Source organism: Sphingomonas sp. Marseille-Q8236, assembly GCF_965112005.1.
In genome coordinates this window covers 1,248,382-1,271,935 of the sequence record NZ_CBCOPO010000001.1, presented here as the reverse complement: position 1 = coordinate 1,271,935, position 23,554 = coordinate 1,248,382, and the positions used below count along the sequence as shown (strand labels likewise).

Sequence of the window (23,554 nt, the reverse complement as noted above, 5' to 3'; positions counted from 1 at the left end):
CTCCCAAGGCCTCCACGGGGCTTGTCGGGCCGTTAAAATCCGGACCGTAGGCGCGCACCCGCCGGCGGTCGCCACCATGGCCGATCCAAGCCGCCATCGAGCCCGAAACCATCGGCGGTGCGGCCGACCGGCGTGTAGTCATATTCCGCCGCGTTCTGGCGCGAGGCATACCACCCCAGCATCCCTGCGATCGCCACGTCGCCGTGCCTCGTCTGGCCGTCCTCGCCCTTGTACCGCATATCGTCGGGCACCTTGATGACCCCGCCGACATAGGAGAGCGCCTGGTGATCGCGCGTCACGTCCTTGTCGGCCGCGATCAGGATGGTGCGATCGCCGAACGCCTCGACATAAGGCGCGCCGTTTATCCGGTACCATTCGACCGACAGCTTGATCTCGCTGATCCGCTCGCCCCAGCGCTGGCGACAGACCTCACCTAGGTACGCGCCGTTGCCGGTGGCGTCGAACGCGCCGTGCCCGAACCGGGGCAGGCGATCGCCGATGTAGAACGCGATATCGCGCTGCATCTCGAACGGCACGTTGCGCAGCTCGATCACCGCGCGCTGGCGACGGATGAGGTCACGGCCCAATTCGGTGATGACACACGCCGAGCCGTCGCCCGATCGCGCGAAGTCCCAGCCCAGGTCATGCCGCCGATCGACATCGAGCGCGTCGAGGACGGGCTTGAGCGTCTGTTCGCAGAATTGCTCGACGACCTTCAGGCGGGTCGCCGGGGGCGCGGACTTCACTTCGTCGGGCAGTGTCCAGCGCACGACGGGCACGCCCTGGACCGCGCAGGCCTCGATCGCGACGCTGGACAGCGCCGCGCCTTCGGCGTCGGCCGGGATCGCGTCCAGCTCCTGGCGCATCTGCGCGGTGCGAACGCCATACGCGCCGCGTATCTTGGCTTCCCACTCGTCCTGGGCTTCCTGGCTCCATTCCTTGCCGCGCAGCAGGCATACCCGCTTGTACAGTCCGTTCTCGACCGCCTTGCTGAAGGGGATGAAGTGCAGGCTGTAGGGGACCTTGCCCGCCTTGGCTTCGCGGATCAGCTCGTTGAACGGATTGAGGACGCCGTTGTGCGTCGAGATGATCCTGATCTTGCCGCCCCAGATCAGCAGCGCGTTGACCGCGTCCAGGACGGCGCGCACGTCCTTGTGGAACGCCGCCTCGTCGATGACGACGATACCCTGCAGACCACGAATGTTCTCCGGGCGGCTCGACAGGGCCTCGACCCGGAAGCCCGACGCGAAGCGGACCCGGTACGCCGATATCTGCGCCGAGCTGCCGTCCTCGCGCTGATCCTCGAACAGGAACTCCTCGATATGACCGAGTTGCTCGCCGATCTGTCGCGCGAAGTGGGCGACATAGCCGATGAACTCCCGGCCCTTGTCCTTGGTGTCGCCGATGTAGAAGACGTTGTCGCCGCCGGCATCGCGCGACGATGCGGCGATCAGGGTATCGTCCAGCGCCTCGGCATAGGTGACACCGGTCCGGCGTCCCTTTTCCGCCAGCTTCAGGTCCGACTTGTCTTCCAGCCATTCGGCCTGGTGACGCATCAGGATGCCGTCCGCTAGCGGATCACCCTCGGGCAACAGGTCCGAGCCGTTGGGCAGGACGGCTGGCAACTGATCCGGATCGCGCGGCATGATCGGAGCAAGTGGCTCACGGGTCACTTTGCGCGCACTCCCAAAACGTCATTGCGCAGCTGCGCCACCCGGTCGGCGCTTAGCCCGGCCTGGCGACCGGCGTCGGCCGCGCGATCGGCGGCCTGCTCGACCTGCGCCGTGACCTTCTCCTCCAGCTTGCGGCGATGCTCGGCCGATGTCTTCTGCGCGGCGACCGCCGAATTGAGCGCGCGGCTCAACGCCATGATCCCTTTGGGGTCGAGCGTGCCTTCCAGCGATTCGTAGATCGCAACCTTCAGCATCTCGGCGATCGTCACCGTCACGTCGTCGGCACCGTCCGCGCCCAGGCCGCTGACCACGTCCGTGGTGATCGCGCGGACCTCGTCCAGCCGGCGCAGCTGGATCGCCTTGCGGATCGACCAGCGGCTGAAGGCCGACTTCGATATCTTGGCGATGCCGCGATCGGCAAGGCGACCGTTGAACTCGTCCAGGATCGCGTTGGCGGGCATCTCCCGCTTGCGCAGCTCTTCGAGCGCCCAGACGATATCGGGCTCGGCATCCTCGGGAAGCTGATCGATCGACGACAGGCGCCCACGCCCCTGGCGCTGGATGACGGTCATTCGACTTTCACCTTGTTGAGCCGGACGGAATATATGACGCCGTCGATTGCGAAGTTCGCCTTGGCGACGGCGTTGGAGGGGACAAGATCAAGCTGATCGACCATGCGTTGAAGAAACTTGCCAAGCACGACCGCGCCTTCATCATCCGTCAGATTGCCATGGCTTCTCACAGCGTCCTCCCGTCGCGGCACGGTGCGCACCGGCCGCCCACCAGCCGCTTGGAATAGCGGCCGCAATCGTCACATTCGCCCTCGACACCCTCCGGCATCGGCCTGGTGGCGATCGGGCGCGTCATGGCGCGCTCCATGATCTCGCCTGCGAGGTCCGCCGGATCACTCACGATGCCACCTGCTGATCGGGCTTGCGTCCACCGCGCACCTGCATGCGGAGCGACTGGCTCATGCTGTAGGAGCCATCGGCGCGCAGGTTGACCACGCACGACCAGCCGTCCGGATAGTGCGCATGAATACGCCGCCAACGTCCGGTGTCGTCATGGCTGGCCGACACCCGGCACGGGTCCGCCGCTGCCCCGACAAAGCCCAGCTCTCGCAAGATCGGCCCGATCTGGGCGGGATCGGGCCGGATGGTCCGCCAGCGAGGGCGGCGTGCCTGGCGTGCCACGGCTCAATCGACCTCGGACGGGTGGGCGATCCCGTCGACGAACGCCCGACGTTCGACATGATGCCGCCCCGCCTGGCGCAACTGCGCCACCATGACCGTGCCGATCTCGGTCACCCGGATCACCTCCAGTTCGGCCATGCGGGTCAGCTGGGTCCTGATCCATTCGCGGGTGCGCGAAATGGCGAAGGCGTCCAGAACGTGCTGGATCGATACCTCGTTCAATCGACCGTCCGACTGCTGGCACAATTCCTTGAGGATGATCAGCCGCGCATCGGCCTTGACCCGGTCCTCATAGCTCACCCCGCTCACGCCTTTTCCTCCCGCATGTGATCCTCGATCCGCCGCATCGTCCGCGTCGCGGCCGCCACCTCGGTCTCCACGACCCGCATCTGCCCGATCATGGCGGTGATGCTGTTCTTTACGTCGTGAAGGTCATCCTTGGTCGGCACGTGGCGCATCTCGGACTCGATCAGCGCCACTCGGCGCGCCACCGCTTCACCTTCAGTGTCCAGGGACTGGCACCGCTTCAAAAGCTCTTCGATCGCCTTTTCACTCGGCTGGCGCATCTGGGCGAGCCACATCCAGATGAGGTTGGCGATGCCCAGTAGCGCGGACGCGATCGCGACCAGCTGCCACACGATAGTGATGTTCATTGTTCCCCCTGAAGCCCGGCCGCCTGGGCGAGCTTTTCCCGGCGACGCGCGCGGTCCGCATCGTTCTGCGCGCGCATCGCCACCAGCCGGTCGAGCAATTCCGACTGGCCGCCGGCCGCGAGCGTCTCGGCGATCGCTTCCCCTAAGTCCTGGACGATCTCGAAGGCGTCGGTCGCGCGCTCCATGGCCGCGAACAGTTCGTCGATATCGACCTTCATGGCCGCACCCCGACCAGGCTGCGCATCTCGGCGATCAGCGGCTTGGCACGGGCGATCGCGTCCGCCATCGAGGCGGCATTGAACGTGTCATAGGCAGCGCGCGCCCGCGCGACCCACATACCGGCCGCCGCGTCCAGGCGCTCGGCCCGCGCCGCCCGCTCGCCGACCAGGTCACCACGGTCCACCGCGCGCTCGATCGCGCGTCCGGCGACACGCCAGGACGCCTCGATCGCGATCGCGGCGCGTTCGTCCAGGACGGTCCGGTCGGCTACAAGGGCGGGACCAGGTACCGCGTGCAGAGCGGGCATGGGCGCGCAACCGGCCAGCAGCGTCAGCGCGCAGATGATGATGGGAAACAGCGTATGCATCGGCGTGCTATCCTCTCGGGGGAATGCGATCGACAGCGGCGTTGAGCCCCGACAGCAGCGCGCCCATCTGCTCGCGATCCTTCGCCGGATCGCGCAGGCCCACGGCAAAGCCGATATAGCCGGTGACGACGATCGCGGTCGAAATCGACTTGAAGAACTCGTCGCGCCGCAGCTCGGGGAACGCCGCGATCATGCCCAGGATCACGAGGGTCAGGGTGAACAGACCCACCGCGTACCAGCCGCGGGCGCTGGGGTAGCCGGGACCCAGGCGATGGAGGAATTCCCAGAAGGTCATCGCGCGATCACCTTCTTGGCCATCTCGACCATGCGGCCGAACCAGCCATAGGTGAACGCCTCGTTGGCGGGGCGCGCTTCGCTGATCTCGATATAGCGCGCGCCCTTCAGCGAGCGGATCGCAACCAGCAGCCGTTCGCCGCCTTCCTCGCCGCGCCGCTGACGGAACGCATCGAGCGCCAGCAGCGTAACCGGCCCCAGCCGGGCGTCCACGGTCAGGTCGGCATAATGCGCGCCGTTCTGGTTGAAGACGTTGAGGCAGCGCTGGAGGAAGGTGCACGCGACCGACACGCCTTGATTGACGGCGATGTCGAACAACTCGACGCCGACCGCCGGGTAGCGCGTCGCAACCTTGGCGATGCCGGGATCGAGCCAATAGGCATTCCGATAAGTGTCGATGGCGTTGCCGCGCGGATAGGCGCGCATGTCGCCGGTATAGCCATAGGCGCGGGCAACCTGTTCGGTCACGCCCCAGCGCGTTGCACCACCCTTGTCGGCGGGGTGGTTGCTATACCCGCCCTCGCGACCGATCAAATCGTCGATCATCGCCAGAACGGAGTCGGTGGTGTTGAGAATCGTCCCCATGGGGGAAGCCATGCCCGCTGATGCGGGCACGACCCATGCCTTCCCGAGAAGGCATCATGGTTAGTTTAGCGGAACATATCCAGCTGGGGGCTGCTCTTGGCATCGTCGGGGACGCGACGGAAGAGCTTTTCGACGCCGCCCTCTGTAATTTGCAGGGCCCTGGCAACGCGCGCGTTGCTCCAGCCACGGGCGCGATAGTGCTTCGCGCGGATTTCGCGCGCAAGCGGAACCTTGATCACGTCGGGAGCCAGGCGCTCGACCAGCAGGATCGCGGCGTCCTTGCCGACCGCCTGGACGATCTCATGATCGGGGTCCAGCTTGGTCGGGATATACAGGCGCGTGCCGCCGAAGGCTTCGGCGAGGCGGACGAACGCCGCCTCGCCGATCAGCTCCACCAGGTCGGGGGCATGGCGCGTGCGCATCAGCGGCGATGCCGGAGCGCGCGGGCGTTGTCGGCCGGGTGGGCGGTCGGCAGCACCGTCGTCACCACGCCGTCGCGCACGACATAGGTCAGACCGTCGATGACGATCAGCGCTTCGCCACCGCCCATCCTGGCGATCGCGCCGTGGGCGGTGGCGAGTTGCGCCGACAGCGAAGCGCGGACCGCCTCCACGTCCATCCCGGCCCGCTGGAGGAAGCGCAGCAGCGCGTGATCGCTGACGCGCGGGCCGATCGACAGGGTTTCGCGCGGCTTCACTTGCGCCCCGCCAGGACGGCACCCAGTGACCGGGCGACCAGGTCCAGCGTCTCGGCCGATGCGAAGATCAGCTGCACCTCGACACCGGCCAGCGAGAATGCAGCCGTGTCCACGTCCCAATGCTGGGGGATCAAGTCCGCCGCCTTGAGCTTGGCGAGGATCGCGATGCACAAACGGCGCTTCAGGTTGATCGCCACCGCATTGGACGGCAGGCCCGCGACCGACTGGTCCCAGCCGTGGCGCTCGGCGATCGCCTTGAGCCCCTCGACCAGCCGGTAGACCAGCGACTGGTTCGCCCATTGCAGTTTGTCACACCCCAGTTGGCGGCGCGCGAACGCCTCCAGTGCTCGTTCGCTCGGGTCCTCGATCGCCTTCAGGAGGTAGAGCGATATCCACATCGCGCGCGCCTTGCGGGCGGCGGGATGATCCGCCACCGCCGGGTTGCCGCGACGGCCGGACGCGCGGGCGGTCGCCTTGAAGCCCTTGGCCTCGAACGCGCGCACCAGCTTTTCGAGTTGCGCCTGGCTGCATTTGGCGGCGCTGTCGCATTTCACGATATCGATCAGGATGGCGACATAGTCGTCATCGCTCAGACGCAATTGCTTCTTGGCGATATGGACCTTGGCCAGCAGGGACCGGCGATGCTGGTCGCTGGCGTCGAAAGTCGCCTTGCGTGCGGTAGCGGTCATATAACGCGATCCTCCATGATGGCGCGGATTTCCGGGCGCGGGCGGCGGCAGCGATGGGCGATGATCGCGATCGAGTCGCCGTCCGCCTTCCACGCCGCGATCGAGATCATCACGGCGATCGTCGCGGGCGAACCGCGACGATCAAATTGCAGGTTGGGGTACATGCGCTTCACGACACGATGCCCCGGATCAGATCGAGGATGTCCGGCAGCGCCAGGCCGAGAGTCCCGCAGGCGCTCAACTCGACCAGGCGGTAGAACATCGGATTGGCGCGGCGCTCCGCCGCATAGGCCCGCCACATTGGATCAGGCCGCCAGCTGACGGGTGGAAAGCTGGCTCCACGCGTCCTGCATATGCGCCAGCTCGATCGCGGGGGCCCGGTCGGCGGACATCAACATGCCAGCCGTCTCCAGCATCATCGTGCACGTCCGCAGGCCGCCCGGCTGGCGCGCGATCTGGACGATGAAGGCGCGCATCGCCTCGTCCCCGATCCCCCAGGCATCCGCGAGCGCCAGCGCGTCGGACTCGCGCGGCCCGTCGAAGATCATGCGCTGGGCGATCCGGCTGGCAAGCCGCGCAAAGGCATGGGTGCGGTTGCCGAGCGTCAGGCGGGTCAGCACGTCGGTGTTGCCGACCAGCGCGATCCCGGCCCCCGTGCTGTCGTGCCAGCCCCGGATTTCCTCCAGCGCCTTCTCGCCCAGGTGCTGCGCTTCGTCCAGGATCAGCAGGCCGCTACGGTTCGCCATCAGCGCCTCGATCCGGCTGGTCAGCGCGATCGGCGTGCCTTTGCGCTTTTCCTCCTCGACGCCCAGCGCCTCCAGCACCTTGTACTGCATCGTGCTGATCCCGCCCGACGACGGCTTCATGGTGGCGATCCAGACGTTCGAGACAGCGGCCTGGTAGTTGCGGCAGGTCGAGGTCTTCGACGTGCCGGGGCCACCGGCGATCACGACCATGCGGCCCCGGTGCCCGATCGACAGGATCGTCTCCATCTGGCGGGTGGTGTCGGTGCGGAAGAACGATGGCGGCTCGGGCATCTCGACGGCGATCGCCGCCTGCGAGGTCAGCATCTGGCGATAGCGGAAGACGGCCTCGGCGATCTTCTTCAGGTCGCCCTTGTAGCCGCCGCTGGGGAACTGGCTGATCGTGCCGTACTTCACGCCGATCTTGGGCGCGAGTTCGGTCCAGCTCTGGCCGGTGGCCGTCTTATGCTCGATCAGCCACTTCTGCTGTTCCTCGATATCGATCGGTAGGTTCTGGGGGTCGTTCATGATAGTCGGCGCTTTCGCTTTGTGTGGGGTTCTTCGTGCAGAGCGGGTCGCGCGGGGGTGGCAGCCCCCGCGCGGCCATTCGGTCAGAGGTCGATGAACTGGAGCGGGACTTCGCGGATCAGGTCGATGTCGATGATCACCGGACGGAAATCCTCGTCGTTCGGCAGCGAACTGAGCGTGACAGGCTCGCCATCGAAATCGTCGAGACCCAAGGTCTCCTCATCGATCAGACCGAACGTCGGCCAGCCCTTCAACACGGCCTTTCCTTCAGGCGCGGTGATGACCGCCGCCCGGAGCTTGCCGTGCTTATCGACGTAAGTGGCGAGCCAGCGCTCGGCGTTCGTCGGCGGGGTGGTGGTATGCGTCATCATGTTCTCCTGGTCAGATCAGGTCGTGGTAGAGGCCGTTTTCGCAACAGGCGGTCGGATGGGTGTTGTGGTGATCCGGCGAGTGGATGACGCTGCACTTGATCGTGATGGCATCGCCGTTCGCGTCGAAGCCCCGGATGCGGATGTTCGCGCCCGACCGGGTCGCGCTCCAGTTCCTGATGGTCCTTTTCGTCATCGTCTTTTCTCCAGGCCCGGTAAGCGCCGGGCGTCGCGTCAGCCGACCAGTCGCAGGTGCGACAGGCGGTCGAGGACGGGGTTGAGAGGCGCTTGAACGGCCTCTGAAACGGGCTTGAGCGCCGCGGCCGTCTGGCCCCGGTGGCGGACCGGCCGCACCACCGACGGGGACGGCGCGTCCGCTTCGTCGGGATGCTCGGGCATCATCGCGGCCAGCTTGGCCGCCTCGATCAGGCCGGTCGCCTTCTCCACGTCGCGTACCTGGCGGCGCAGATCGGCTTCCTGGGCGCGGCGCTTGCCGGCGCTGGCCTTGTCGAAGAACCCGGTCTTCTCGATTGCGGGCGCGGTGCAGATGAACGCGCCCGAGCGCTCATAGACATGGACCTCGCCGTGCAGATTGTCCGGGTCGAAGCGGACGGTGACACGCTTGGCGCTATGGTCCGCCAGTTCGGGTGCCCAGTAGCGATTGCCCTCCAGCGTCAACTCGCCCGTCTTGCGATCGGTGAACCGGTCCTCGGCGGTCAGCAGCGCCAGGCGCTGTTGCTCGGGCGTAGCCTTGCCGATCGGGGCGACCGCATAGGACGCCATGAAGACATCGTCGAAGCTATGCCGCCCTTGCGCGGTTTCGGTCCGCCGATTTGGCTTGGCGTTGTGCGCGGCGATCCCGGCGTCCACCAGCGCGCGGAATTCCTCGATCGGGATCGCCCGCGACCCGTAATTCTCGGGCTTCGCATCAGGCTTGTTGCCAGTGTACGCGCCCGCCAGCGCCGGATGCTTGGCGATGGTATCGCAGAGATCGCGGAACGCGCGCTCGATCGGCTTGGACTGGCCGCGATAGGGGGTTGCCCAGTGGATTGCGATCCCCAGCGCCGTCAGGACGCCGGTCGGCTCCTCATCCTTGATCTTGAACCGGAACCGGGTCTTGGCGCCGCCCGTGATCGTCTTCGACGCGAACGCCCGGCCGTTGTCCATCAGACAGGCCTTGGGGATGCCCCAGGTAGTGAAAAGGTCGGCAAAGACCAGCCGGGTCGAAAGCGCGGACTCGCTCTCGTCCACGCGCCAGGCAAGGATCTTGCGGCTGTAGATGTCCTGGATCGTCACCATCATCGGGCGACCGATCCGACCGTCCGGCCAGCGGCAGAAAACGTCGAACTTGTGACCGTCGATATTGACGGCCTCCAGGGCGTGCAGCTCCATGACGGACCTTTCTTGGGAGGGAAGTGTCTGGCGCAGGGCCTCGCTGCCCTGGCGCTTGAGCGTGACCAGGCGTTGGTCGATCTCGCGATCGAACTTGCGCCGCAGGGTCCGCTCGGTCGGGAAGATGTGCCCCGGAAACGCCCGTGTCATGCGCCCGTAGCAGGCGCTGAAGGTCGGCTGTTCGAGACGCATGAAGTCCGAGATCAGGAACTGCCAGGCATCGAGCGGCACCGTCGCCTCGACACCACCGCCCTGGCGGCGCGGGGCCAGATGCGCGAGGCGATCGGCCAGCGCCACGCCATCGACCAGGCCCAGCCAGCTCCAGAGCGTCGATATGCCCACGCCCTGATCCTTGGCCGCCGCTGGCACCGCCGCCGACCGCGTCATGCCCGCCGCCACCAGCGTATCGACCAGCTGCACCACCGCCAGCCGGCGATGCGCCTCGCTCTGGACGCGCTCGCCCGCGCCCTCATACCAGCGCCACAGCTGCGAGGCCTGGACGGGCGGCTCATCAGACACGTTCGCGACCACCGCCACGCCCATGGCGGCCAGCGCGCTGCGCGTCGCTGGCGGCAGCAGCGTCAGGTGATATTCCAGGCCACCGCCGCGCGCCTGGCGCGGCCGGGCCAGCGGCATGCCCTTGGCATCGACCGCGATCGCCCAGCGTTCTTCCGCCGCACGCTCGTTGATCTTCCGCTTCGTGGTCGGCAGGCCGGCCAATGCCAGCTCGGCCAGTTCGGCCGCCGTGAACCACTCTTTTCCCCCGTGCAGTTTCACATCGCCTCCCGCGCGATCGGCTGCACCCTGGGGCGCAGCGCCTTGATTTCCTCATCCAGCCGGGCGCGCTGCGCCTTCAGGCTGCCCAGCCGCGCCGCCAAAATTTCCTCGCCGACCAGCAGCGCGCCGCCAATGCGTCGTACCAGGCTGTCCAGCAGGTCGTAGCGTTCGGTCACCGCGATCAGCGCCAGGAGGCGCGCCGCCGAGATGTTGTGTTCGGCCCGCGCCTCCGACGCATAGGCATCGAGCATGTCCTTGCTGACGCGCTCATCCAGCAGCGCCGACATCGCGCCCGCGATCTCATGGCGCGAGCGGTCATCGCCCTTCAGCATGATCGACACGCACCCCGACACCACCCGGTCGAGCCCCGCCAGATCGGCCTCGGCGCGCGCAGGCGCGGGCGGATCGAACGAAAAGCCCAGCTGGATCGTCTCGGAGGTGCGTATCTTGCGCTTGGTCACGCGACCGCCCCCTCCAGGCGAGCAACCGCCTTGGCCCACATCTCGTCGGCAACCCGGCCGTGCCGTGACATGGACAGCCGCGAACGGTCCTTGCCCGGCAGTGCGGCCCAATGGGCATCGCACACGCGCTGACCGACCCGCATCGCGACGTTGCAGTCTTTCACTTGGCAGAGGCGGTCCGTTACGGGTGCCGACTTCGTGCTTTCGAGTACGAAATCACCGCCAAGCCGGGCGGCGTCTTCGCGCGGCAGCAGCGCGGCCACCGCCGCATCGACGACGAAGCGATCAGCCATGATGCACCTCGACGATCGGTGCGAGCGGCAGCGCGGTCGCACACCGGGCGCATTCAGCGGATTGGCGACCGATATGCCAGCTGGTCGAGCCGCAAGCCGGGCAGACGCTGCCCGCCTGATACAGCGGTCGATACCCACGCAGCGCCGGGGCGGCGGGAAGAGCGGCCGCGATCACTGCACCATCCCCGAAGGCGCGCCGGACTCGAGTCGATGCAAGACCGCGATCCCCTTGGTGATGTCATCGATCAGCATCTGCGCCTGCCGCGCATCGAGCGCGCAGAGGAAAGCCCCCTTGGGGCAGACCGTCGTGACGGTAATGCGGTCGCCAAGCACCGATACCGGCTGCACATTGACCGCGATGCCCATATTGGGCTGCTTTTCAGAAGACACCGCGACCGACGCGACGATGACGGGCCCGCTGAAAACATTGGCAGCGCCTGCCATCACGACGCACTCCCGCCGATCGCAGCATGCACCATCGCCAGCCGTGCCTCCGCAGCCTCTCCGCGCGCCGTCATCGCAACCAGTTCCGCCGTCGATGCCGGCTGCGCCAGGCGCGCGCCGATTTCCTCCAGCAGGTCCGTGACGGGCAGTGCGGACAGGTCGAGGAGCGTCTGTTCGGCGCGGTCGCACAGGGCGTCCTCGATCAGGCTGGCGGCGGCCTTGTTGAGCGACAGATCGCGCTCATCGGCGCGCGCCATGATCGCCTTCAGCAGCGGTCCCCGTGCCAATATGGAGACATTGCGGAAATCGTCGGACGGTTTGGGGTTGGGCAACGCTTCCTCCTCTTGTGGAATGACGCTCGGCAGCGGCGTCGGGGCAGGCACCGCGACCGGTTCGGGGTCGCGGGCGATCGGTGATGGAGTCGGGGCGCGGCCACGGAAGGTCGGGCGGCGGCCATCGCGGCAGAAGCCGCACAGCCCGCCAACCAGACGCTCGAATTCGTCGCCGCAATTGTCGCACTCGCCCGCGACGCCCTTTGCCAGCGTCGGGTCGATCCGCGACAGGCTTGCCGCCAGATGCTGGTCCTGATTGGTGCTGGCGTCGTCGGCGATATCGGTCATGGAACGCCCCTTGGGCAGGCTGTTGAACAGGGTCGCGAGCTGGTCGGCCCCGCAGGGCAGCGTCGCATCGCGCAGGTTGGCGGGGGCCGGGCGGCGCGCCGGGAACGGGACCACCTCGGCACCCATCACGCATAGGCTCCGCCGGAAGCGGCAAGCGCCGCGCGGTACCGCGCATCGCTCGCCCGCGTCCGCCGGTCGAAGTCGTTCAGCATGCCCGTGGTGATGGTGTAGCGGCGCTCCATCGTCAGGACCGTGGACAAGCCGGTGCCGAAGCGCAGAGCGACCGACTCGGCACGCTCGCCCGCGTCCAGCGCATCCATGATCTGCTCTTCCTTGGCGGACAGGCCGAAATTCTCGCCGTCCGCACGACGCTGTTTCGTGGCGCGATCAACGGACACCGGCGACCTCCACCATGGCCGCGTACGCGGAGTAGGCGTCGGGGCAGGCGTCCGCCGCATCCACCATCTCGCGGGTCGCGATGGCGGGGACCAGCACGTAGCCACCCTCATCACCCGTACGGCTATCGAGAGCGGCGACAATATCGCGAGCTTCGATAATCCGGGCCTTGTCTGGACCCTTTGCAAAGTGGGGGTCTCGGCGCGCGTGCAAGCGGACAAAGCCGATCGCCCGTGCGACCGCGTCCCGCGTCTGTTCCTTCGTCATGCTTTCCTCCACCTTCCAGAATCGATCAGGTCGCGCGCCTCGGTCACCGCGCGCTCGAACGCGACGTTGTCCCGGCGGGCATTGCTGCGCGTGATCCGCTCCCGCAGCGCCGGGGGCAGCGCGAACCAGTGCTGGCGACACATCAGGTGCCCGCGCTCGACCGGCGTCGCGCAGCAATCCGCTGCGCAGGTGACGACCCGCCCCAGCGCGCGTGGCGCGTTCCGGTCCAGGCTCGCCAGCGTCACGCCGCGCCGCGCCAGCTCGGCGGTCAATTCGCCGGTCGCCACGCCGCGCAGGTCGATGGCATCGGGCAGGCGCAGGCCATGACCCGACTTTTCCTTGGCCAGAAGCCCGGCGTCGATCAGCGCCTTCACCGCATAGGTGGCAGTGCCGTAGGGCGTGCCGGTCAGCTTCGCGACATCCGCAATGGTTGGCGACAGACCGCCGACCGCGATCGCCTCGCGCACGTTGTCGAGGACACGGGCGTGAAGTGGGGTCATGCCGCGTCCTTCATCGGCCCGCGCCGCATCGGAGCCAGCAGGCGCTGGGCTTCTACGGGGATCGCATCATGGAATTGCGGGCTCTGGAACAGAGCCAGCCGTTCCGCCGCGCTCATCCGCGCCAGCGTGTCCAGGACGGTGTTGAACCGCTTTTGATCGGGGCGGGTCGCTTCGCGCGCGGGACTCGTTCGCTTGATCGCGTCCGCTACCGTCTTGCACGGTTCCTCGCCCGCGTCCCCGACCAGTGCGTTGAGCGTCTTGGCCTGTTCCGATGCCTCCATCTTGGCCAGCGTGCGCAGCTGCGTCGCGTTCTTCAGGATCGGATGCCGGGCTTCGCGTAGCCGGTCCACGACGGACGGGGCCAGGCGGCGATACAGCATTAGGTCGTTTTCGACCGTGCGCGAGGACAGCCCCAATTCCGAAGCCACCGCGTCTGTGAAGCCATATACAACCGCAATCGTTGCGGTTGTATCAAGTGCTTCATCTTTAATGGCTTTTTGCCAACGCGCGGTGATCGAGCCTATTCGACCATCCGCCGTGGGATCGATGCCAGCCCGTCGTTTATGGATCGCAACCGCTTCAGCGATGAAGGCAGCGCGATCTACCGGCGTCAGGTCAGACCGCCAAAGGTTTTCGCGCACCTCACGCAGTCGCCGGTCGTCACGGTCGGCGCTAACAACTTCCGCTTTCAGATATTCGATCGCGGCGGTCTTCGCGCCTTCCAGCCGGTGGGCACCAGCTACGAGGGTCCAGCGATTCTTACCTGGCAAGCGGCAGACTTGGATTGGAGTATCTTGGCCATCGCGAGCCATGACCTGCCCGAGGGCCTCGGCCCATATGGCGTCAACCGGCCGCAGGCGATCGACTGCGTCAATTTCGTCGGTGCGGATCAGAATAAAGCTGGCCAGCGCCTCTTCGTGTAGCGGGGCGCTCATGTTCAATTCACCGCCCCATTTTGACGGTGCAGAGTAACGTTCGTCGCGCTATCGACCGGAATTATGGATTCGGACGCAATCACCTGCTCGCGCAACACGCGCTCCACCGCCTTGGTGGTGCGGGCGCTTGGTCGCCCGCGCAGAATTTCCGAGACGGAGCCGACGCTAAGCCTTTCGGCCCGTTCAAATGCCGCCAACGACCCAAACCGCTTACGGATGGCCGCTTTCACGTCTTCAGGATGGCGGTTTCCCAATATTGCCATAACCAGATATCCGATAATTAATGCCCTGAAATCCGGTTATAACCGTAAATCTGGTCCATACAAGTATGGATGACCAGATTATTGATAATCTTATGGGCTTGGGTGCGCGCTTACGGCGGGCGAGGCAGGATGCCGGCCTCAACCAGAAGGACTTTGGCGCGATTGGCGGCGTCGGTCTCACCACCCAGCAGCAGTATGAGAGCGGGAAGACGCCCCCCAATGCCGAGTACTTTTACCGCCTGCACCAGTATGGGATTGATGTTGCAGAGCTGCTGATTGGGGGGACGCTCCACCCAACCCGCGGAGCTGATCGGCCGAATGCCGTTGACGTTCGCCAGCAGGAACTTGATGGGTTGGTGTCAGTAGAGGAAATCGACCTCGCCTACGGCATGGGCGCGGCATTCACTCATGACGCTGTTTCGGTACGGTCGCATCTATTTCCACTCGCGTTGCTGGAAACAATCACCAGCACGCCGCCATCTAAACTAACTATCGCACGCGGGATGGGCGACTCCATGATGCCGACATTGCACGATGGCGACATGGTCATCATTGATAGGTCACAGCGGACTGTACGCGATCAGGACGCAATCTGGGCGCTAACTGTAGGCGATATCGCTATGATTAAACGGCTGCGCGTAAAGTCTGACCGCGTGTTATTGCTATCTGATAACGAGCGAGTCCCGCCCGACGAAGCTACACATGACGAAATTAACATTGTAGGTAGAGTAATATTTATCGGACGACGTATCTAACAGGGGTATTGCATGCAAATTCGCCTCCCGCTTGCTGTAGTCTTGTCTGCATCGGTGCTATGCAGCTGCAATTCGGAAGTCCGACAAGCCGAGCAAGAGCTAGAAACGGTGCGCGATAGCCAACACAACTCGTCTGACTTCGCCGCGAATAACGACGAGATGTGCCGTGCATACCAGAAACTCGCCGATGCCTACCGCAAGGCGGGGGACAGCGAAAGGCTAAGGGGCACCCGTGTATTCGTCACTGGCTTCTGTAGGTGAAAGGATGAGGCGGTACAGCAACAGATCGCCGATCGAACGGATAGCGCGGGCGCTATGCACGGTGGATGGTCATCCACCCGACATACTGTTTGAGGGGCGGCCGATGTGGCAAAGCTATTTGTCCGCAGCGAACGTCACACTTGCCGCGATCGGCGAACCAAGCGCCGCCATGATCGACGCAGCGGGAAGCGTCGGCTTCGATCGGGACGCGGCCCGACGTTGCTGGTCGGCGATGCACTTGGCCGCAAAAATGGGTCCCACTTAAACGACGAACGAAATGCTGCATTGACGCGGGAGCAGATCAGAAAACCGCGTTAAATCAATGATTACCCACTTTAGGCGGCTTTGCGGGTAAGTGGGACCTATCGGGTCCCACTTCTTTGTGGACGCATTGGCGCCGACCATAACCTATTCACCGTCTAAGAGGGCTCTGAAAGCCCGCTTTTCCGCCAGTCAGAGGTTTCTAAGAGGTGCACACCGCCTCCGCGCCCGACTCCAGCCGCTCCTGTCAAAGACGTGTCAATTTGCCGATCGACTCTTGACAACCCACCGCCCGCCTCTCGCCGTCGATAATCGACGCAAAACCCCGGAAAACTGCCGTTGGGCCGCGAAATACCGGGTAATTCCGCATAGCCCCGTCAACTCCAGCCTGTCCTGTCACCTCACAGCGACGCTTTCGCACCTGAAGTTCCGTGGTTTAGCAAGGGCGTGAGACACGCTGTGACGCCCTGAAACAACCCCGTGGTGGGTCCGCCGGGACTCGAACCCGGGACCTCTCGATTAAAAGTCGCTTGCTCTACCAACTGAGCTACGGACCCTCCATCGGGGTGGAAGCGACCTAGGGGCGTGGACGCCTGCGGTCAACACCATGTCGCACATGACGCACGCGCCGACCATCGCGCGGGTCCCGCCAGTCTCCCGCGATTGCGGCCAATGGGTGCAGGACGAAGGTGCGGATCGCATAGGCGCCGTGCGGTACGGTCAATCCCGCCGAGCGCCACTGCCCACCCGACCACAGGATGATGTCGAGATCGATCACCCGCGCGCCCCAGCGCTGGCCTCGCCGTCGCCCAAAAGCTCGTTCGATCCTCTTCAGCGACGCCAGCATCTCGGGCGGGGTCAGCGCGCTGCGCACCAGTGCGGCGGCATTGGCGAAGGCGCGGATCGACGGACCGACCGGCGCGGTGGTGACGATCGGCGACACCGCATAGACACCGTCGAGCGCCGCCAGCGCCGCACGAATCTCGGCGCGCGGGCCTCCGTGCCGCCCGGGACGGTTGGAACCCAGCGCAATCGCATAGCTTGTCGTCGTCATGCCCCCCGACTACCGCAGCGCGATGCCCGATGCATCCTTTCCCACCATTCCCACGCCGTTGATCCCGGTCCAGCCGCCGCGCGACTGCCCGCTCTGCCCACGCCTCGCCGCGGTTCGCGCCGCGGTCGCCGCCGAATATCCCGGCTGGTGGAATGCGCCGGTCCCACCCTTCGGCGATGCCGATCCCTGGCTGGCGGTGATCGGCCTCGCCCCCGGCAAGCATGGCGCGCACCGGACGGGTCGTCCCTTTACCGGCGATGGCGCGGGGCCGCTTCTCTATGGCACGCTCGCCAAATTCGGGCTCGCCGAGGGGAATTTCGAGGCGCGGGTCGATGACGGCCTGACACTGACGGGTGCGGTCATCCTGAACGCGGTCAAATGCCTGCCGCCGGAGAACAAGCCGACGCCCGACGAAATCCGGACCTGCCGTTCGTTTCTGGAACAAGAGCTGGCGGCGCTGCCCCGGTTGAAGGTGGTCGTCGCGCTGGGCCAGATCGCGCACCAGTCGGTGGTCAAGGCGCTGGGCGGCCGCCTGCCCAAGGCACGGTTCGCGCATCTGGCCGAACACCGGATGCCGGGCGGCGGGCCGGTGGTGCTCGATAGCTATCACTGCTCGCGCTACAATCAGAATACCGGAAGACTGACACCCGATATGTTCGAGGCTGTCTTCGCCCACGCGGTGGCGTTGCGGGGCTGAACTGGTCGAGGGTCAGGCGGCCGATCTGCCACGCGGCAAAAGCTTATTCCAACTGGGCTTCAGCCGGCCGATCAGCGCCTGCTCCTCGATCGCACAGCGCGACACGCGTTGACCGAACACTTCTTCTTCAGGGGAGTGGCGGACCCAAACCCGCATTTCACCGTCCACCAGACATGGCCTGATCAACGTGGCCAGGGCGCCGCCCCGCCCCTGGCCCGTGAAGCCGCCACGATGCTGCCCCGCCCGCGCGGCCAGCGTACCGCCCGCCTTCCCGACATAGCAAATTTCCGTCGCCCGATCATCACGATCGGTCCACACCCAAGCATAGACGAAGCCTTCGCGGCGATCCGCCGGTCGAGCCTTGTAGGAGAAGCGCAGGCGATCCTGCTTCAACTCGATCTTGGCCCATGGCGCGAAACCGAGCGCTTCGAGTTCAGTTTCGATCATCAAATATCCTGCACCAGCCGCCCGTACAACTCGGGCCGCCGGTCGCGGAAGAAGCCGAAGGCGGCCCGGTGGCGCTTCACCCGGTCGAGGTCGAGGGTGGCGACGATCACGCCCTCTTCCTCGCGGCCCAGCTCGGCCAGTATGTCGCCGCGCTCGTCGCAGATGAAGCTGGTGCCGTAGAAGGTCTGGCCATGCTCGCAACCGATCCGGTTGGCGGCGACGATCGGTACGACGTTGGACACCGCATGACCAACCATCGCGCGCCGCCACAGCCGCGCGGTGTCGAGGCTGTCGTCATGCGGCTCGCTGCCGATCGCGGTCGGGTAGAACAGGACCTGCGCGCCCATCAGCATCATCGCGCGCGCCGTCTCGGGATACCATTGGTCCCAGCAGATGCCGACACCCAGCGTCGTCGCGGGACCGTCCCACACCTTGAACCCGGTATTGCCCGGGCGGAAATAGAATTTCTCCTCATATCCCGGACCGTCCGGGATATGGCTCTTGCGATAGACGCCCGCGACCTTGCCGTCCGGATTGATCATCGCCAGCGAGTTGTAATGATGCGGCCCATCCGCCTCGAAGAAGCTGGTGGGGATATGAACCTTCAACTCGGCCGCCAGTTCCTGCATCGCCAGCACCGCCTTGTGCTCGGCGGTCGGCTTGGCGTTTGCAAACAGCCCTTCATCCTCGACGCGGCAGAAATATTCGCCCTCGAACAATTCGGGCGGCAGGATCACCTGCGCACCCTGTGATGCCGCCTCCCGAACGAGGCGCGACACCTCGGCGATGTTGCGGTCGATATCGGCAGTGAAGGCCAGTTGCAGCGCGGCGACGGTGATCTGGGTCATGGCCACGCCCTTTAATGGCTCAAATTTCCTCCGTCACGCACCGAGTGGCCAGACGCGCATGCAATTCGTCGAGGAAGGGGCCTGGCTCATCGAGCCGTAGCGCCACGGCCCGCATCGGATCGCGCCGCCAGCACGACCGGGGCGGCAAAGGCGGGTGCAGCCGGAGGAGCAGATTGGGCCAGGCCAGCAGCGCGATGTTCCAACTGTCCGGCGCCCGCACCGTCGCGCCGTCGGGGTTCGCCTGTACGGCGGTGATGGCAGCATAGGGGATCATATGGTCGACCAGGATACCGGCGCGTATCCGCACCCCAGTATCGGTCAACAAAATGGGGGCCAGCCGCAGCGACTTGATGAGCCCGATCAGATAGAGAAGCGATACGTCGCTGACCACGAACAGGATCAGCGCCAGCGTCCGGTTCCGATGCGCGATCAGCAAATGGGTGACGCCGATCTCGACACAGGACAGCAGCAGCAGCGCGATCATCATCGGTTGAAGCTGCCGGTGATAACCAAAGCCGATCGCGCCCGGCGGAATGTCGGGCGCGGCCTTCCAGCGGAACAGCGCCAGATGGAGCAATCCCGCCTCCGCGACCGCGAGGCGGGCAAGCGGACGCGGCAGCATTTCGGCGAGCAGGTCGATCCAGCGATCCGCATCGCTGCGTCGCCAGTGCCGGACCCGCTCGGCGGCGCGCCACATTCCCCATCCGCCATGCAGGGCGATCGCCACGACCGGCACCGCCAACGCCCAGGGCATGGCGATCAGCGCCGCCCGAATCGGCGCGGGCGACAGGCTGAGCACCGCCATTCCCGCCGCCGCCATCGCCGCAATCCCTGCCCGCCAGCCGGGGCGACGGTCTCGCGCGATCAGGCCCAGCATCATCGCATCCGACGCGATCCACAGGAACAGCAATGCCGCCACATGCGGATGCGCCGAAGCGAGGGGCAAGCGGAGCAGCGCCGCCGCCCCGGCGATGACGATGGGCGGCACCAACCCGGAAAGCGTAAATCCACCTGTGTCGGTCGACCGGGCGATCATCATGGCGCGTCCCCCTGTAGATGCGGGGCGATCCTATCCCACCCTATGGGCGGCGTCACGCGGTTCGGCGCGCCCCCTCCTCCATTCCACCTGAACGCAGGGCAAGTTACGGGAAAGCCTGATCCCGTCCCTACCGACCATCACGAAAAGGGCCCACGCTTCCTATGGAAGCGCAGGCCCTTCGTCTTCCGACAGGCTCGGCGCGTCAGAGCGCCGGTATCTGCTGCGAAATGCAGTGGAAGCTGCCGCCGCCGGTCAGGATCGCATCGGCGCGCAGGCCCACAACTTCGCGGTCGGGGAAGATCGCCTGGATCGCCGCAACGCCCGCCGCGTCGTTCTCGCTGCCATAGAGCGGCACGACGACCGCCGCATTGCCGATATAGAAGTTCATATAGCTGGCGGGCACGATCTCCTCGTCGCGCAGCACCCGACCCGGCGAGGGGATGGTCACGACCTCCAGCCCCGCCGCCTCGGCGGTGCGCTTGGCGGCGGCATAGACCTGCCAATTGGGATCATTCTCCGCTGCTTCCGGCAAGGCGATCCGGTTCGGCCCGACGAAGCGCGCCAGATTGTCGACATGGCCATCGGTGTGATCGTTGAGCAGTCCGTCGCCCAGCCACACCACGCGGGTCAGCCCCAGATCCTGCGCCAGCCGTTCGGTGATCGCTTCCTCGGTCAGTTCGGGGTTGCGATTGGGGTTCAGCAGGCACTGGCGCGTGGTGACGACCAGGCCGGTGCCGTCGCCGTCGATCGCACCACCCTCCAGCACCCAGTCGCAGGGCGTGGCCGCGATACCGCGATCCTCGGCTAGCCGCGCGCCGACCGTGTCGTCGCCCGGCAGGTCATATTTCCCGCCCCAGCCATTGAACCGGAACAGGCGGGCCGAACCGTCGCCCGTGACGATCGGTCCGGTATCGCGCAACCAGATGTCGCCGAAAGGCTGCACCACCACATCGGCGAGATCACCCGCCATGTCGCGGGCGGCATCGGCGGCCTCGCCATCGGCGGCGACCAGGATCACCCGTTCGCCCCGGCCCTCGGCATGGACGGCGCGGGCAAAGGCCAGAACCTCCTCGCGCGCGGGTTCCAGATCGTCTTCCCACAGCTCGGGATGGCTGGGAAAGCCGATCCATACGGCCTCATGCCGGGCCCATTCGGGTGGCGGAGGCGTCGTCGCGGATGGCGTGGTCACCGATGACGTGGTCACTGGGCGTTCTTCCTGCTTTGATCGCGGATGCTGCGAAATTCGGCGGTGGGATACCAGTTGGGCCACAGGCCCGGCCGGTCCGCCAGCGTCCTGCCCAATTGATAATAGACCGTCAAATCCTCGACCGCGCCCGACCAATCCCAGTTGGGATCATATTCGTCGGCGGGCTTGTGATAGCGGTGGGCGACATAGTCCTCCGCCGCCGCCTTGCCCGCCGCGACGCCGCCCATCACCTTGTCCTGTCCCGACCCGCCATCGAGCATCGGCACGCCCAGCTTGGCGAAGGAGAAATGGTCGGACCGGTAATAGCTGCCCCGTTCCGGATTGGCTTCCTCGCCGATATAGCGGCCCTGCGCGCCGACCAGCCCCTTGGCGATGTCCTCGATCTCGGACTTGCCCTTGCCGATCAGCACGAAATCCTTGGACCGGCCGGTGACGTTCAGCCCGTCCATATTGACCCCGCCCACCGTGCGGGCGAGCGGAAAGACCGGGTGCTGCGCATAATAGCCCGAGCCGAGCAGCCCGCTTTCCTCCGCCGTCACCGCCAGGAACGCGATCGACCGCTTGGCCGGTCCCGCCTTGGCCTGCGCCTCTGCCAGCGCGACCAGTCCCGCCACGCCGCTCGCATTGTCGAGCGCGCCGTTGCAGATATCGTCGCCATCCACCGCGTCGCACCGTCCCAGATGGTCCCAATGCGCGGAATACAGGACATAATCCCCCGGCTCGGTGGTACCGGGCAGCAGGCCGACGACATTCTTCGACGCCTGGCGCCGGATCGTGTTGGTGAACCCGCCCGACAAAGTCAGGCCGAGCGGCACCGCCTTGAACCCCTTGGTCTGCGCCGCCTTGGTCAGGGTGGCGAGGTCCTTGCCCGCCGCCTTCAGGATGCGCTCCGCCACCGGCTGTTGCAGCCAGCCGATCACCTGGCTCTGGTCCATGTGATCGCCCGCCTCGTCCAGTTCGAGCTGCGGCCCGGTCCAGGAGGATTGCACCACCGCCCAAGGATAGGCGGCGGGTTCGGTCTGATGCACGATCAGCGCGGCTGCGGCCCCGTGCTTGGCGGCATTCTCGAACTTATAGGGCCAGCGACCATACCAAGTCATCGCCCGCCCCTCGAACGGCCCCTCGCGCCCCATGGTCTGCCAGTCGGCGTCGTTGACTAGGATGATCACCGTCTTGCCGCGCACATCGACCCCGGCATAATCGTCCCAGCCCTTTTCGGGCGCGGTGATGCCATAGCCGACGAAGACCATCTCGCTATTCGCCACATCGATCTTCGGTGTGACGCGATAGGTGCCGACCACCATATCGGTCCGATAGGCCAGTGAGATGGGTTGCCCCTTGCCCCTGACCGTAAAGGGCTGGACGTCGGTCGCGGTGATCTCGACCATGGGCACGTCCTGGGTCCAGCTTCCCTTGTTGCCGGGCTTCAGCCCCGCCTTCTGAAAGCGGTCGATGACGTAGGCGACCGTCTTGTCCTCGGCGGGCGTGGTGGGCGCGCGTCCTTCATATTCGTCGGACGACAGCGTCTGCGTGACGGTCTTCAGCGTATCGACCGAAATGGCGGGCCGCTCCTGCGCAAGGGCGGTACCGGACATGAGGGCGATCAGTGACAGGGCAAGACGACGCGACATAACAACCTCCCGAATGCGATGCGTGCATGTCTGACATGCACCCCCCACGACGCGCAAGCGAACAGCCCACAAGCGAAAATGTCGCCATATCCGATCTTCTTGCGATTGAGTTCATGCGATGCGGAGCGTCAGCATCGATGCGCCACTTCCAATTCCGGCCTGTCTGCGTCTCGTTCCGTTCTCGTCGAAAGGCATGATGATGACGATGCGCATTGTCGCAATGGCCCTCCTGCTATTGGCAGCAACAAGTTGTGGATCGGCCTCGACTGATCGCGACATTACAACGGAGTCGGCCTCGGTACCACCTCCCCCTCCTCTCCTCCGCCGCCTCCGCCTCCGCCGCCTGCCGAGGAGCCGATGGTAATGATACGGATGCCAAATTTCCCTTGGCCGCCGCCCGCCCCTTCCGCGCGCGCTACCATTTCGGCGGCGAGGTTCGGACGCGTCCAAACCCTGGGCGAAGCGGCGGATCGACTAAGCAGCGCTTTGGAAAGGTCAGGCTATACGGAGATCGGCTATTATGCCGCACCCGGCGGCTTCGCACTTGTCACGCGTATCGAACGCATGCGCGATGATGGTCGTCCATGGTCTCAGGTCGGGCGGTTCGACATCGAGTCACAAGCGTCGTTGCCGGACCCGTTCACGCTCTCGGACTATCTTACGGCATTACTACGTGCGCCACCCGGTCGATATCGATTGATCGCCTTCATCGTCAGCGATCATATCACCCCCAGCAACGGGCCATCGATAGGTTTCAACGATGTCGACCGCATTCTCGAAAATGGGAGCGACAGGCTCGACAACCAAACGAAAAGCCAGGCCTTCACGCCCAATCATAAGGTCATCGCCCTGATATACGAGTTCGTCCGGCGGCGCGGTGAGGCCGCGACACAGGCCAAACCCAGTCGACTGGAAGCCAGCCAACACCTCCGCGGCGCTCAACTTCTACAGTATTGATGAGACAATCGAAGGCAACAGGAGCGATCCGATGCAAAGT

Annotated in this window: 39 protein-coding genes and 1 tRNA gene; 3 read left to right on the top strand and 37 right to left on the bottom strand. The window is 65.6% G+C overall.

Going from position 1 to position 23,554, the window contains the following annotated elements; genetic code table 11:
- Window positions 1-32: 32 nt before the first annotated feature.
- The 30 genes from ACWPWT_RS06140 to ACWPWT_RS05995 form a co-directional block, all read right to left on the bottom strand.
- The gene (locus ACWPWT_RS06140; RefSeq protein ID WP_454278956.1) at window positions 33-1,673 is read right to left on the bottom strand and encodes a hypothetical protein; all 1,641 of its coding nucleotides are present in this window, start codon (window positions 1,671-1,673) and stop codon (window positions 33-35) included.
- Window positions 1,670-2,245, bottom strand: coding sequence for a phage protein Gp27 family protein (locus ACWPWT_RS06135; RefSeq protein WP_454278955.1), 576 nt, complete (start codon window positions 2,243-2,245; stop codon window positions 1,670-1,672). The genes ACWPWT_RS06140 and ACWPWT_RS06135 overlap by 4 nt, the downstream gene beginning before the upstream one ends.
- A complete protein-coding gene (locus tag ACWPWT_RS06130) occupies window positions 2,242-2,415 on the bottom strand; it encodes a hypothetical protein (RefSeq protein WP_454278954.1) in 174 nt (57 codons plus the stop codon). The genes ACWPWT_RS06135 and ACWPWT_RS06130 overlap by 4 nt, the downstream gene beginning before the upstream one ends.
- Window positions 2,412-2,585 carry a conjugal transfer protein TraR gene (locus ACWPWT_RS06125; RefSeq protein WP_454278953.1) on the bottom strand — a complete coding sequence of 58 codons (174 nt, stop codon included), beginning with the start codon at window positions 2,583-2,585 and terminating at the stop codon, window positions 2,412-2,414. The genes ACWPWT_RS06130 and ACWPWT_RS06125 overlap by 4 nt, the downstream gene beginning before the upstream one ends.
- On the bottom strand, window positions 2,582-2,866 hold the full coding sequence (locus ACWPWT_RS06120; RefSeq protein WP_454278952.1) for a hypothetical protein: 285 nt from the start codon (window positions 2,864-2,866) through the stop codon (window positions 2,582-2,584). The genes ACWPWT_RS06125 and ACWPWT_RS06120 overlap by 4 nt, the downstream gene beginning before the upstream one ends.
- A gap of 3 nt (window positions 2,867-2,869) precedes the next feature.
- Window positions 2,870-3,175 (bottom strand): VpaChn25_0724 family phage protein, encoded by a 306-nt coding sequence (locus ACWPWT_RS06115; protein ID WP_454278951.1) that lies wholly within the window; start codon window positions 3,173-3,175, stop codon window positions 2,870-2,872.
- Window positions 3,172-3,519: a hypothetical protein gene (locus ACWPWT_RS06110; protein ID WP_454278950.1), complete on the bottom strand. Its 348-nt coding sequence runs from the start codon at window positions 3,517-3,519 to the stop codon at window positions 3,172-3,174. The genes ACWPWT_RS06115 and ACWPWT_RS06110 overlap by 4 nt, the downstream gene beginning before the upstream one ends.
- The gene (locus tag ACWPWT_RS06105; RefSeq protein WP_454278949.1) at window positions 3,516-3,737 is read right to left on the bottom strand and encodes a hypothetical protein; all 222 of its coding nucleotides are present in this window, start codon (window positions 3,735-3,737) and stop codon (window positions 3,516-3,518) included. The genes ACWPWT_RS06110 and ACWPWT_RS06105 overlap by 4 nt, the downstream gene beginning before the upstream one ends.
- Window positions 3,734-4,105 carry a hypothetical protein gene (locus tag ACWPWT_RS06100; protein ID WP_454278948.1) on the bottom strand — a complete coding sequence of 124 codons (372 nt, stop codon included), beginning with the start codon at window positions 4,103-4,105 and terminating at the stop codon, window positions 3,734-3,736. The genes ACWPWT_RS06105 and ACWPWT_RS06100 overlap by 4 nt, the downstream gene beginning before the upstream one ends.
- A gap of 7 nt (window positions 4,106-4,112) precedes the next feature.
- Complete coding sequence (locus ACWPWT_RS06095; RefSeq protein WP_454278947.1) at window positions 4,113-4,400, bottom strand: hypothetical protein; 288 nt, start codon at window positions 4,398-4,400, stop codon at window positions 4,113-4,115.
- Complete coding sequence (locus ACWPWT_RS06090) at window positions 4,397-4,984, bottom strand: glycoside hydrolase family 108 protein (RefSeq protein WP_454278946.1); 588 nt, start codon at window positions 4,982-4,984, stop codon at window positions 4,397-4,399. Before ACWPWT_RS06090 ends, ACWPWT_RS06095 begins: the two co-directional genes overlap by 4 nt.
- 65 nt (window positions 4,985-5,049) lie before the next feature.
- Complete coding sequence (locus ACWPWT_RS06085; RefSeq protein WP_454278945.1) at window positions 5,050-5,379, bottom strand: hypothetical protein; 330 nt, start codon at window positions 5,377-5,379, stop codon at window positions 5,050-5,052.
- 26 nt (window positions 5,380-5,405) lie between these two features.
- Window positions 5,406-5,681, bottom strand: coding sequence for a hypothetical protein (locus ACWPWT_RS06080; protein ID WP_454278944.1), 276 nt, complete (start codon window positions 5,679-5,681; stop codon window positions 5,406-5,408).
- Complete coding sequence (locus ACWPWT_RS06075; RefSeq protein ID WP_454278943.1) at window positions 5,678-6,370, bottom strand: regulatory protein GemA; 693 nt, start codon at window positions 6,368-6,370, stop codon at window positions 5,678-5,680. Before ACWPWT_RS06075 ends, ACWPWT_RS06080 begins: the two co-directional genes overlap by 4 nt.
- Complete coding sequence (locus ACWPWT_RS06070) at window positions 6,367-6,543, bottom strand: hypothetical protein (RefSeq protein ID WP_454278942.1); 177 nt, start codon at window positions 6,541-6,543, stop codon at window positions 6,367-6,369. The genes ACWPWT_RS06075 and ACWPWT_RS06070 overlap by 4 nt, the downstream gene beginning before the upstream one ends.
- Window positions 6,540-6,671: a hypothetical protein gene (locus ACWPWT_RS06065; RefSeq protein WP_454278941.1), complete on the bottom strand. Its 132-nt coding sequence runs from the start codon at window positions 6,669-6,671 to the stop codon at window positions 6,540-6,542. The genes ACWPWT_RS06070 and ACWPWT_RS06065 overlap by 4 nt, the downstream gene beginning before the upstream one ends.
- Before the next feature lie 4 nt (window positions 6,672-6,675).
- A complete protein-coding gene (locus ACWPWT_RS06060) occupies window positions 6,676-7,641 on the bottom strand; it encodes an AAA family ATPase (protein WP_454278940.1) in 966 nt (321 codons plus the stop codon).
- Window positions 7,642-7,724: 83 nt separating this feature from the next.
- Window positions 7,725-8,009, bottom strand: coding sequence for a hypothetical protein (locus tag ACWPWT_RS06055; RefSeq protein WP_454278939.1), 285 nt, complete (start codon window positions 8,007-8,009; stop codon window positions 7,725-7,727).
- Between the two features lie 13 nt (window positions 8,010-8,022).
- Window positions 8,023-8,205, bottom strand: a complete 183-nt coding sequence (locus tag ACWPWT_RS06050; RefSeq protein ID WP_454278938.1) for a hypothetical protein — start codon at window positions 8,203-8,205, stop codon at window positions 8,023-8,025.
- A gap of 38 nt (window positions 8,206-8,243) precedes the next feature.
- Entirely contained in the window at window positions 8,244-10,178 is a 1,935-nt protein-coding gene (locus ACWPWT_RS06045; RefSeq protein WP_454278937.1) for a transposase domain-containing protein, read from the bottom strand.
- The gene (locus ACWPWT_RS06040) at window positions 10,175-10,639 is read right to left on the bottom strand and encodes a hypothetical protein (RefSeq protein WP_454278048.1); all 465 of its coding nucleotides are present in this window, start codon (window positions 10,637-10,639) and stop codon (window positions 10,175-10,177) included. The genes ACWPWT_RS06045 and ACWPWT_RS06040 overlap by 4 nt, the downstream gene beginning before the upstream one ends.
- The gene (locus tag ACWPWT_RS06035) at window positions 10,636-10,932 is read right to left on the bottom strand and encodes a hypothetical protein (RefSeq protein WP_454278936.1); all 297 of its coding nucleotides are present in this window, start codon (window positions 10,930-10,932) and stop codon (window positions 10,636-10,638) included. Before ACWPWT_RS06035 ends, ACWPWT_RS06040 begins: the two co-directional genes overlap by 4 nt.
- Window positions 10,925-11,107, bottom strand: a complete 183-nt coding sequence (locus ACWPWT_RS06030; RefSeq protein WP_454278935.1) for a hypothetical protein — start codon at window positions 11,105-11,107, stop codon at window positions 10,925-10,927. Before ACWPWT_RS06030 ends, ACWPWT_RS06035 begins: the two co-directional genes overlap by 8 nt.
- A complete protein-coding gene (locus ACWPWT_RS06025; RefSeq protein ID WP_454278934.1) occupies window positions 11,104-11,376 on the bottom strand; it encodes a hypothetical protein in 273 nt (90 codons plus the stop codon). Before ACWPWT_RS06025 ends, ACWPWT_RS06030 begins: the two co-directional genes overlap by 4 nt.
- Window positions 11,376-12,110, bottom strand: a complete 735-nt coding sequence (locus ACWPWT_RS06020) for a hypothetical protein (protein ID WP_454278933.1) — start codon at window positions 12,108-12,110, stop codon at window positions 11,376-11,378. Before ACWPWT_RS06020 ends, ACWPWT_RS06025 begins: the two co-directional genes overlap by 1 nt.
- Before the next feature lie 11 nt (window positions 12,111-12,121).
- Window positions 12,122-12,394 (bottom strand): hypothetical protein, encoded by a 273-nt coding sequence (locus ACWPWT_RS06015; RefSeq protein WP_454278053.1) that lies wholly within the window; start codon window positions 12,392-12,394, stop codon window positions 12,122-12,124.
- Window positions 12,384-12,659 (bottom strand): hypothetical protein, encoded by a 276-nt coding sequence (locus ACWPWT_RS06010; protein ID WP_454278054.1) that lies wholly within the window; start codon window positions 12,657-12,659, stop codon window positions 12,384-12,386. The genes ACWPWT_RS06015 and ACWPWT_RS06010 overlap by 11 nt, the downstream gene beginning before the upstream one ends.
- Window positions 12,656-13,159 (bottom strand): MarR family transcriptional regulator, encoded by a 504-nt coding sequence (locus ACWPWT_RS06005; protein WP_454278055.1) that lies wholly within the window; start codon window positions 13,157-13,159, stop codon window positions 12,656-12,658. The genes ACWPWT_RS06010 and ACWPWT_RS06005 overlap by 4 nt, the downstream gene beginning before the upstream one ends.
- Window positions 13,156-14,094, bottom strand: coding sequence for a hypothetical protein (locus tag ACWPWT_RS06000; protein ID WP_454278932.1), 939 nt, complete (start codon window positions 14,092-14,094; stop codon window positions 13,156-13,158). The genes ACWPWT_RS06005 and ACWPWT_RS06000 overlap by 4 nt, the downstream gene beginning before the upstream one ends.
- Window positions 14,095-14,096: 2 nt before the next feature.
- Complete coding sequence (locus ACWPWT_RS05995) at window positions 14,097-14,357, bottom strand: helix-turn-helix domain-containing protein (protein WP_197939230.1); 261 nt, start codon at window positions 14,355-14,357, stop codon at window positions 14,097-14,099.
- Between the two features lie 65 nt (window positions 14,358-14,422).
- Here ACWPWT_RS05995 and ACWPWT_RS05990 point away from each other — a divergent pair, with 65 nt between their 5' ends.
- Window positions 14,423-15,112 carry an XRE family transcriptional regulator gene (locus ACWPWT_RS05990; RefSeq protein ID WP_454278931.1) on the top strand — a complete coding sequence of 230 codons (690 nt, stop codon included), beginning with the start codon at window positions 14,423-14,425 and terminating at the stop codon, window positions 15,110-15,112.
- Window positions 15,113-16,115: 1,003 nt separating this feature from the next.
- Here the strand turns inward: ACWPWT_RS05990 and ACWPWT_RS05985 are convergent.
- A tRNA-Lys gene (locus tag ACWPWT_RS05985) sits at window positions 16,116-16,191 on the bottom strand.
- Between the two features lie 20 nt (window positions 16,192-16,211).
- Window positions 16,212-16,688: a 2-amino-4-hydroxy-6-hydroxymethyldihydropteridine diphosphokinase gene (gene folK, locus ACWPWT_RS05980; protein ID WP_454278930.1), complete on the bottom strand. Its 477-nt coding sequence runs from the start codon at window positions 16,686-16,688 to the stop codon at window positions 16,212-16,214.
- Between the two features lie 22 nt (window positions 16,689-16,710).
- On the opposite strand from folK, the gene ACWPWT_RS05975 reads away from it, so the two are divergent.
- Window positions 16,711-17,385, top strand: coding sequence for a uracil-DNA glycosylase (locus ACWPWT_RS05975; protein WP_454278929.1), 675 nt, complete (start codon window positions 16,711-16,713; stop codon window positions 17,383-17,385).
- A gap of 12 nt (window positions 17,386-17,397) precedes the next feature.
- Here the strand turns inward: ACWPWT_RS05975 and ACWPWT_RS05970 are convergent, their stop codons facing one another.
- From ACWPWT_RS05970 to ACWPWT_RS05950, 5 genes are all read right to left on the bottom strand, one after another.
- Window positions 17,398-17,832, bottom strand: coding sequence for a hypothetical protein (locus ACWPWT_RS05970; RefSeq protein ID WP_454278928.1), 435 nt, complete (start codon window positions 17,830-17,832; stop codon window positions 17,398-17,400).
- On the bottom strand, window positions 17,832-18,680 hold the full coding sequence (gene aguB, locus ACWPWT_RS05965) for an N-carbamoylputrescine amidase (RefSeq protein WP_454278927.1): 849 nt from the start codon (window positions 18,678-18,680) through the stop codon (window positions 17,832-17,834). The genes ACWPWT_RS05970 and aguB overlap by 1 nt, the downstream gene beginning before the upstream one ends.
- A 19-nt stretch (window positions 18,681-18,699) precedes the next feature.
- Window positions 18,700-19,719, bottom strand: coding sequence for a hypothetical protein (locus ACWPWT_RS05960; RefSeq protein ID WP_454278926.1), 1,020 nt, complete (start codon window positions 19,717-19,719; stop codon window positions 18,700-18,702).
- A gap of 202 nt (window positions 19,720-19,921) precedes the next feature.
- On the bottom strand, window positions 19,922-20,923 hold the full coding sequence (locus ACWPWT_RS05955) for an agmatine deiminase family protein (RefSeq protein WP_454278925.1): 1,002 nt from the start codon (window positions 20,921-20,923) through the stop codon (window positions 19,922-19,924).
- Window positions 20,920-22,557 carry a M28 family metallopeptidase gene (locus tag ACWPWT_RS05950; RefSeq protein ID WP_454278924.1) on the bottom strand — a complete coding sequence of 546 codons (1,638 nt, stop codon included), beginning with the start codon at window positions 22,555-22,557 and terminating at the stop codon, window positions 20,920-20,922. The genes ACWPWT_RS05955 and ACWPWT_RS05950 overlap by 4 nt, the downstream gene beginning before the upstream one ends.
- A 363-nt stretch (window positions 22,558-22,920) precedes the next feature.
- Here ACWPWT_RS05950 and ACWPWT_RS05945 point away from each other — a divergent pair, with 363 nt between their 5' ends.
- A complete protein-coding gene (locus ACWPWT_RS05945; RefSeq protein WP_454278923.1) occupies window positions 22,921-23,514 on the top strand; it encodes a hypothetical protein in 594 nt (197 codons plus the stop codon).
- Window positions 23,515-23,554: the final 40 nt, after the last annotated feature.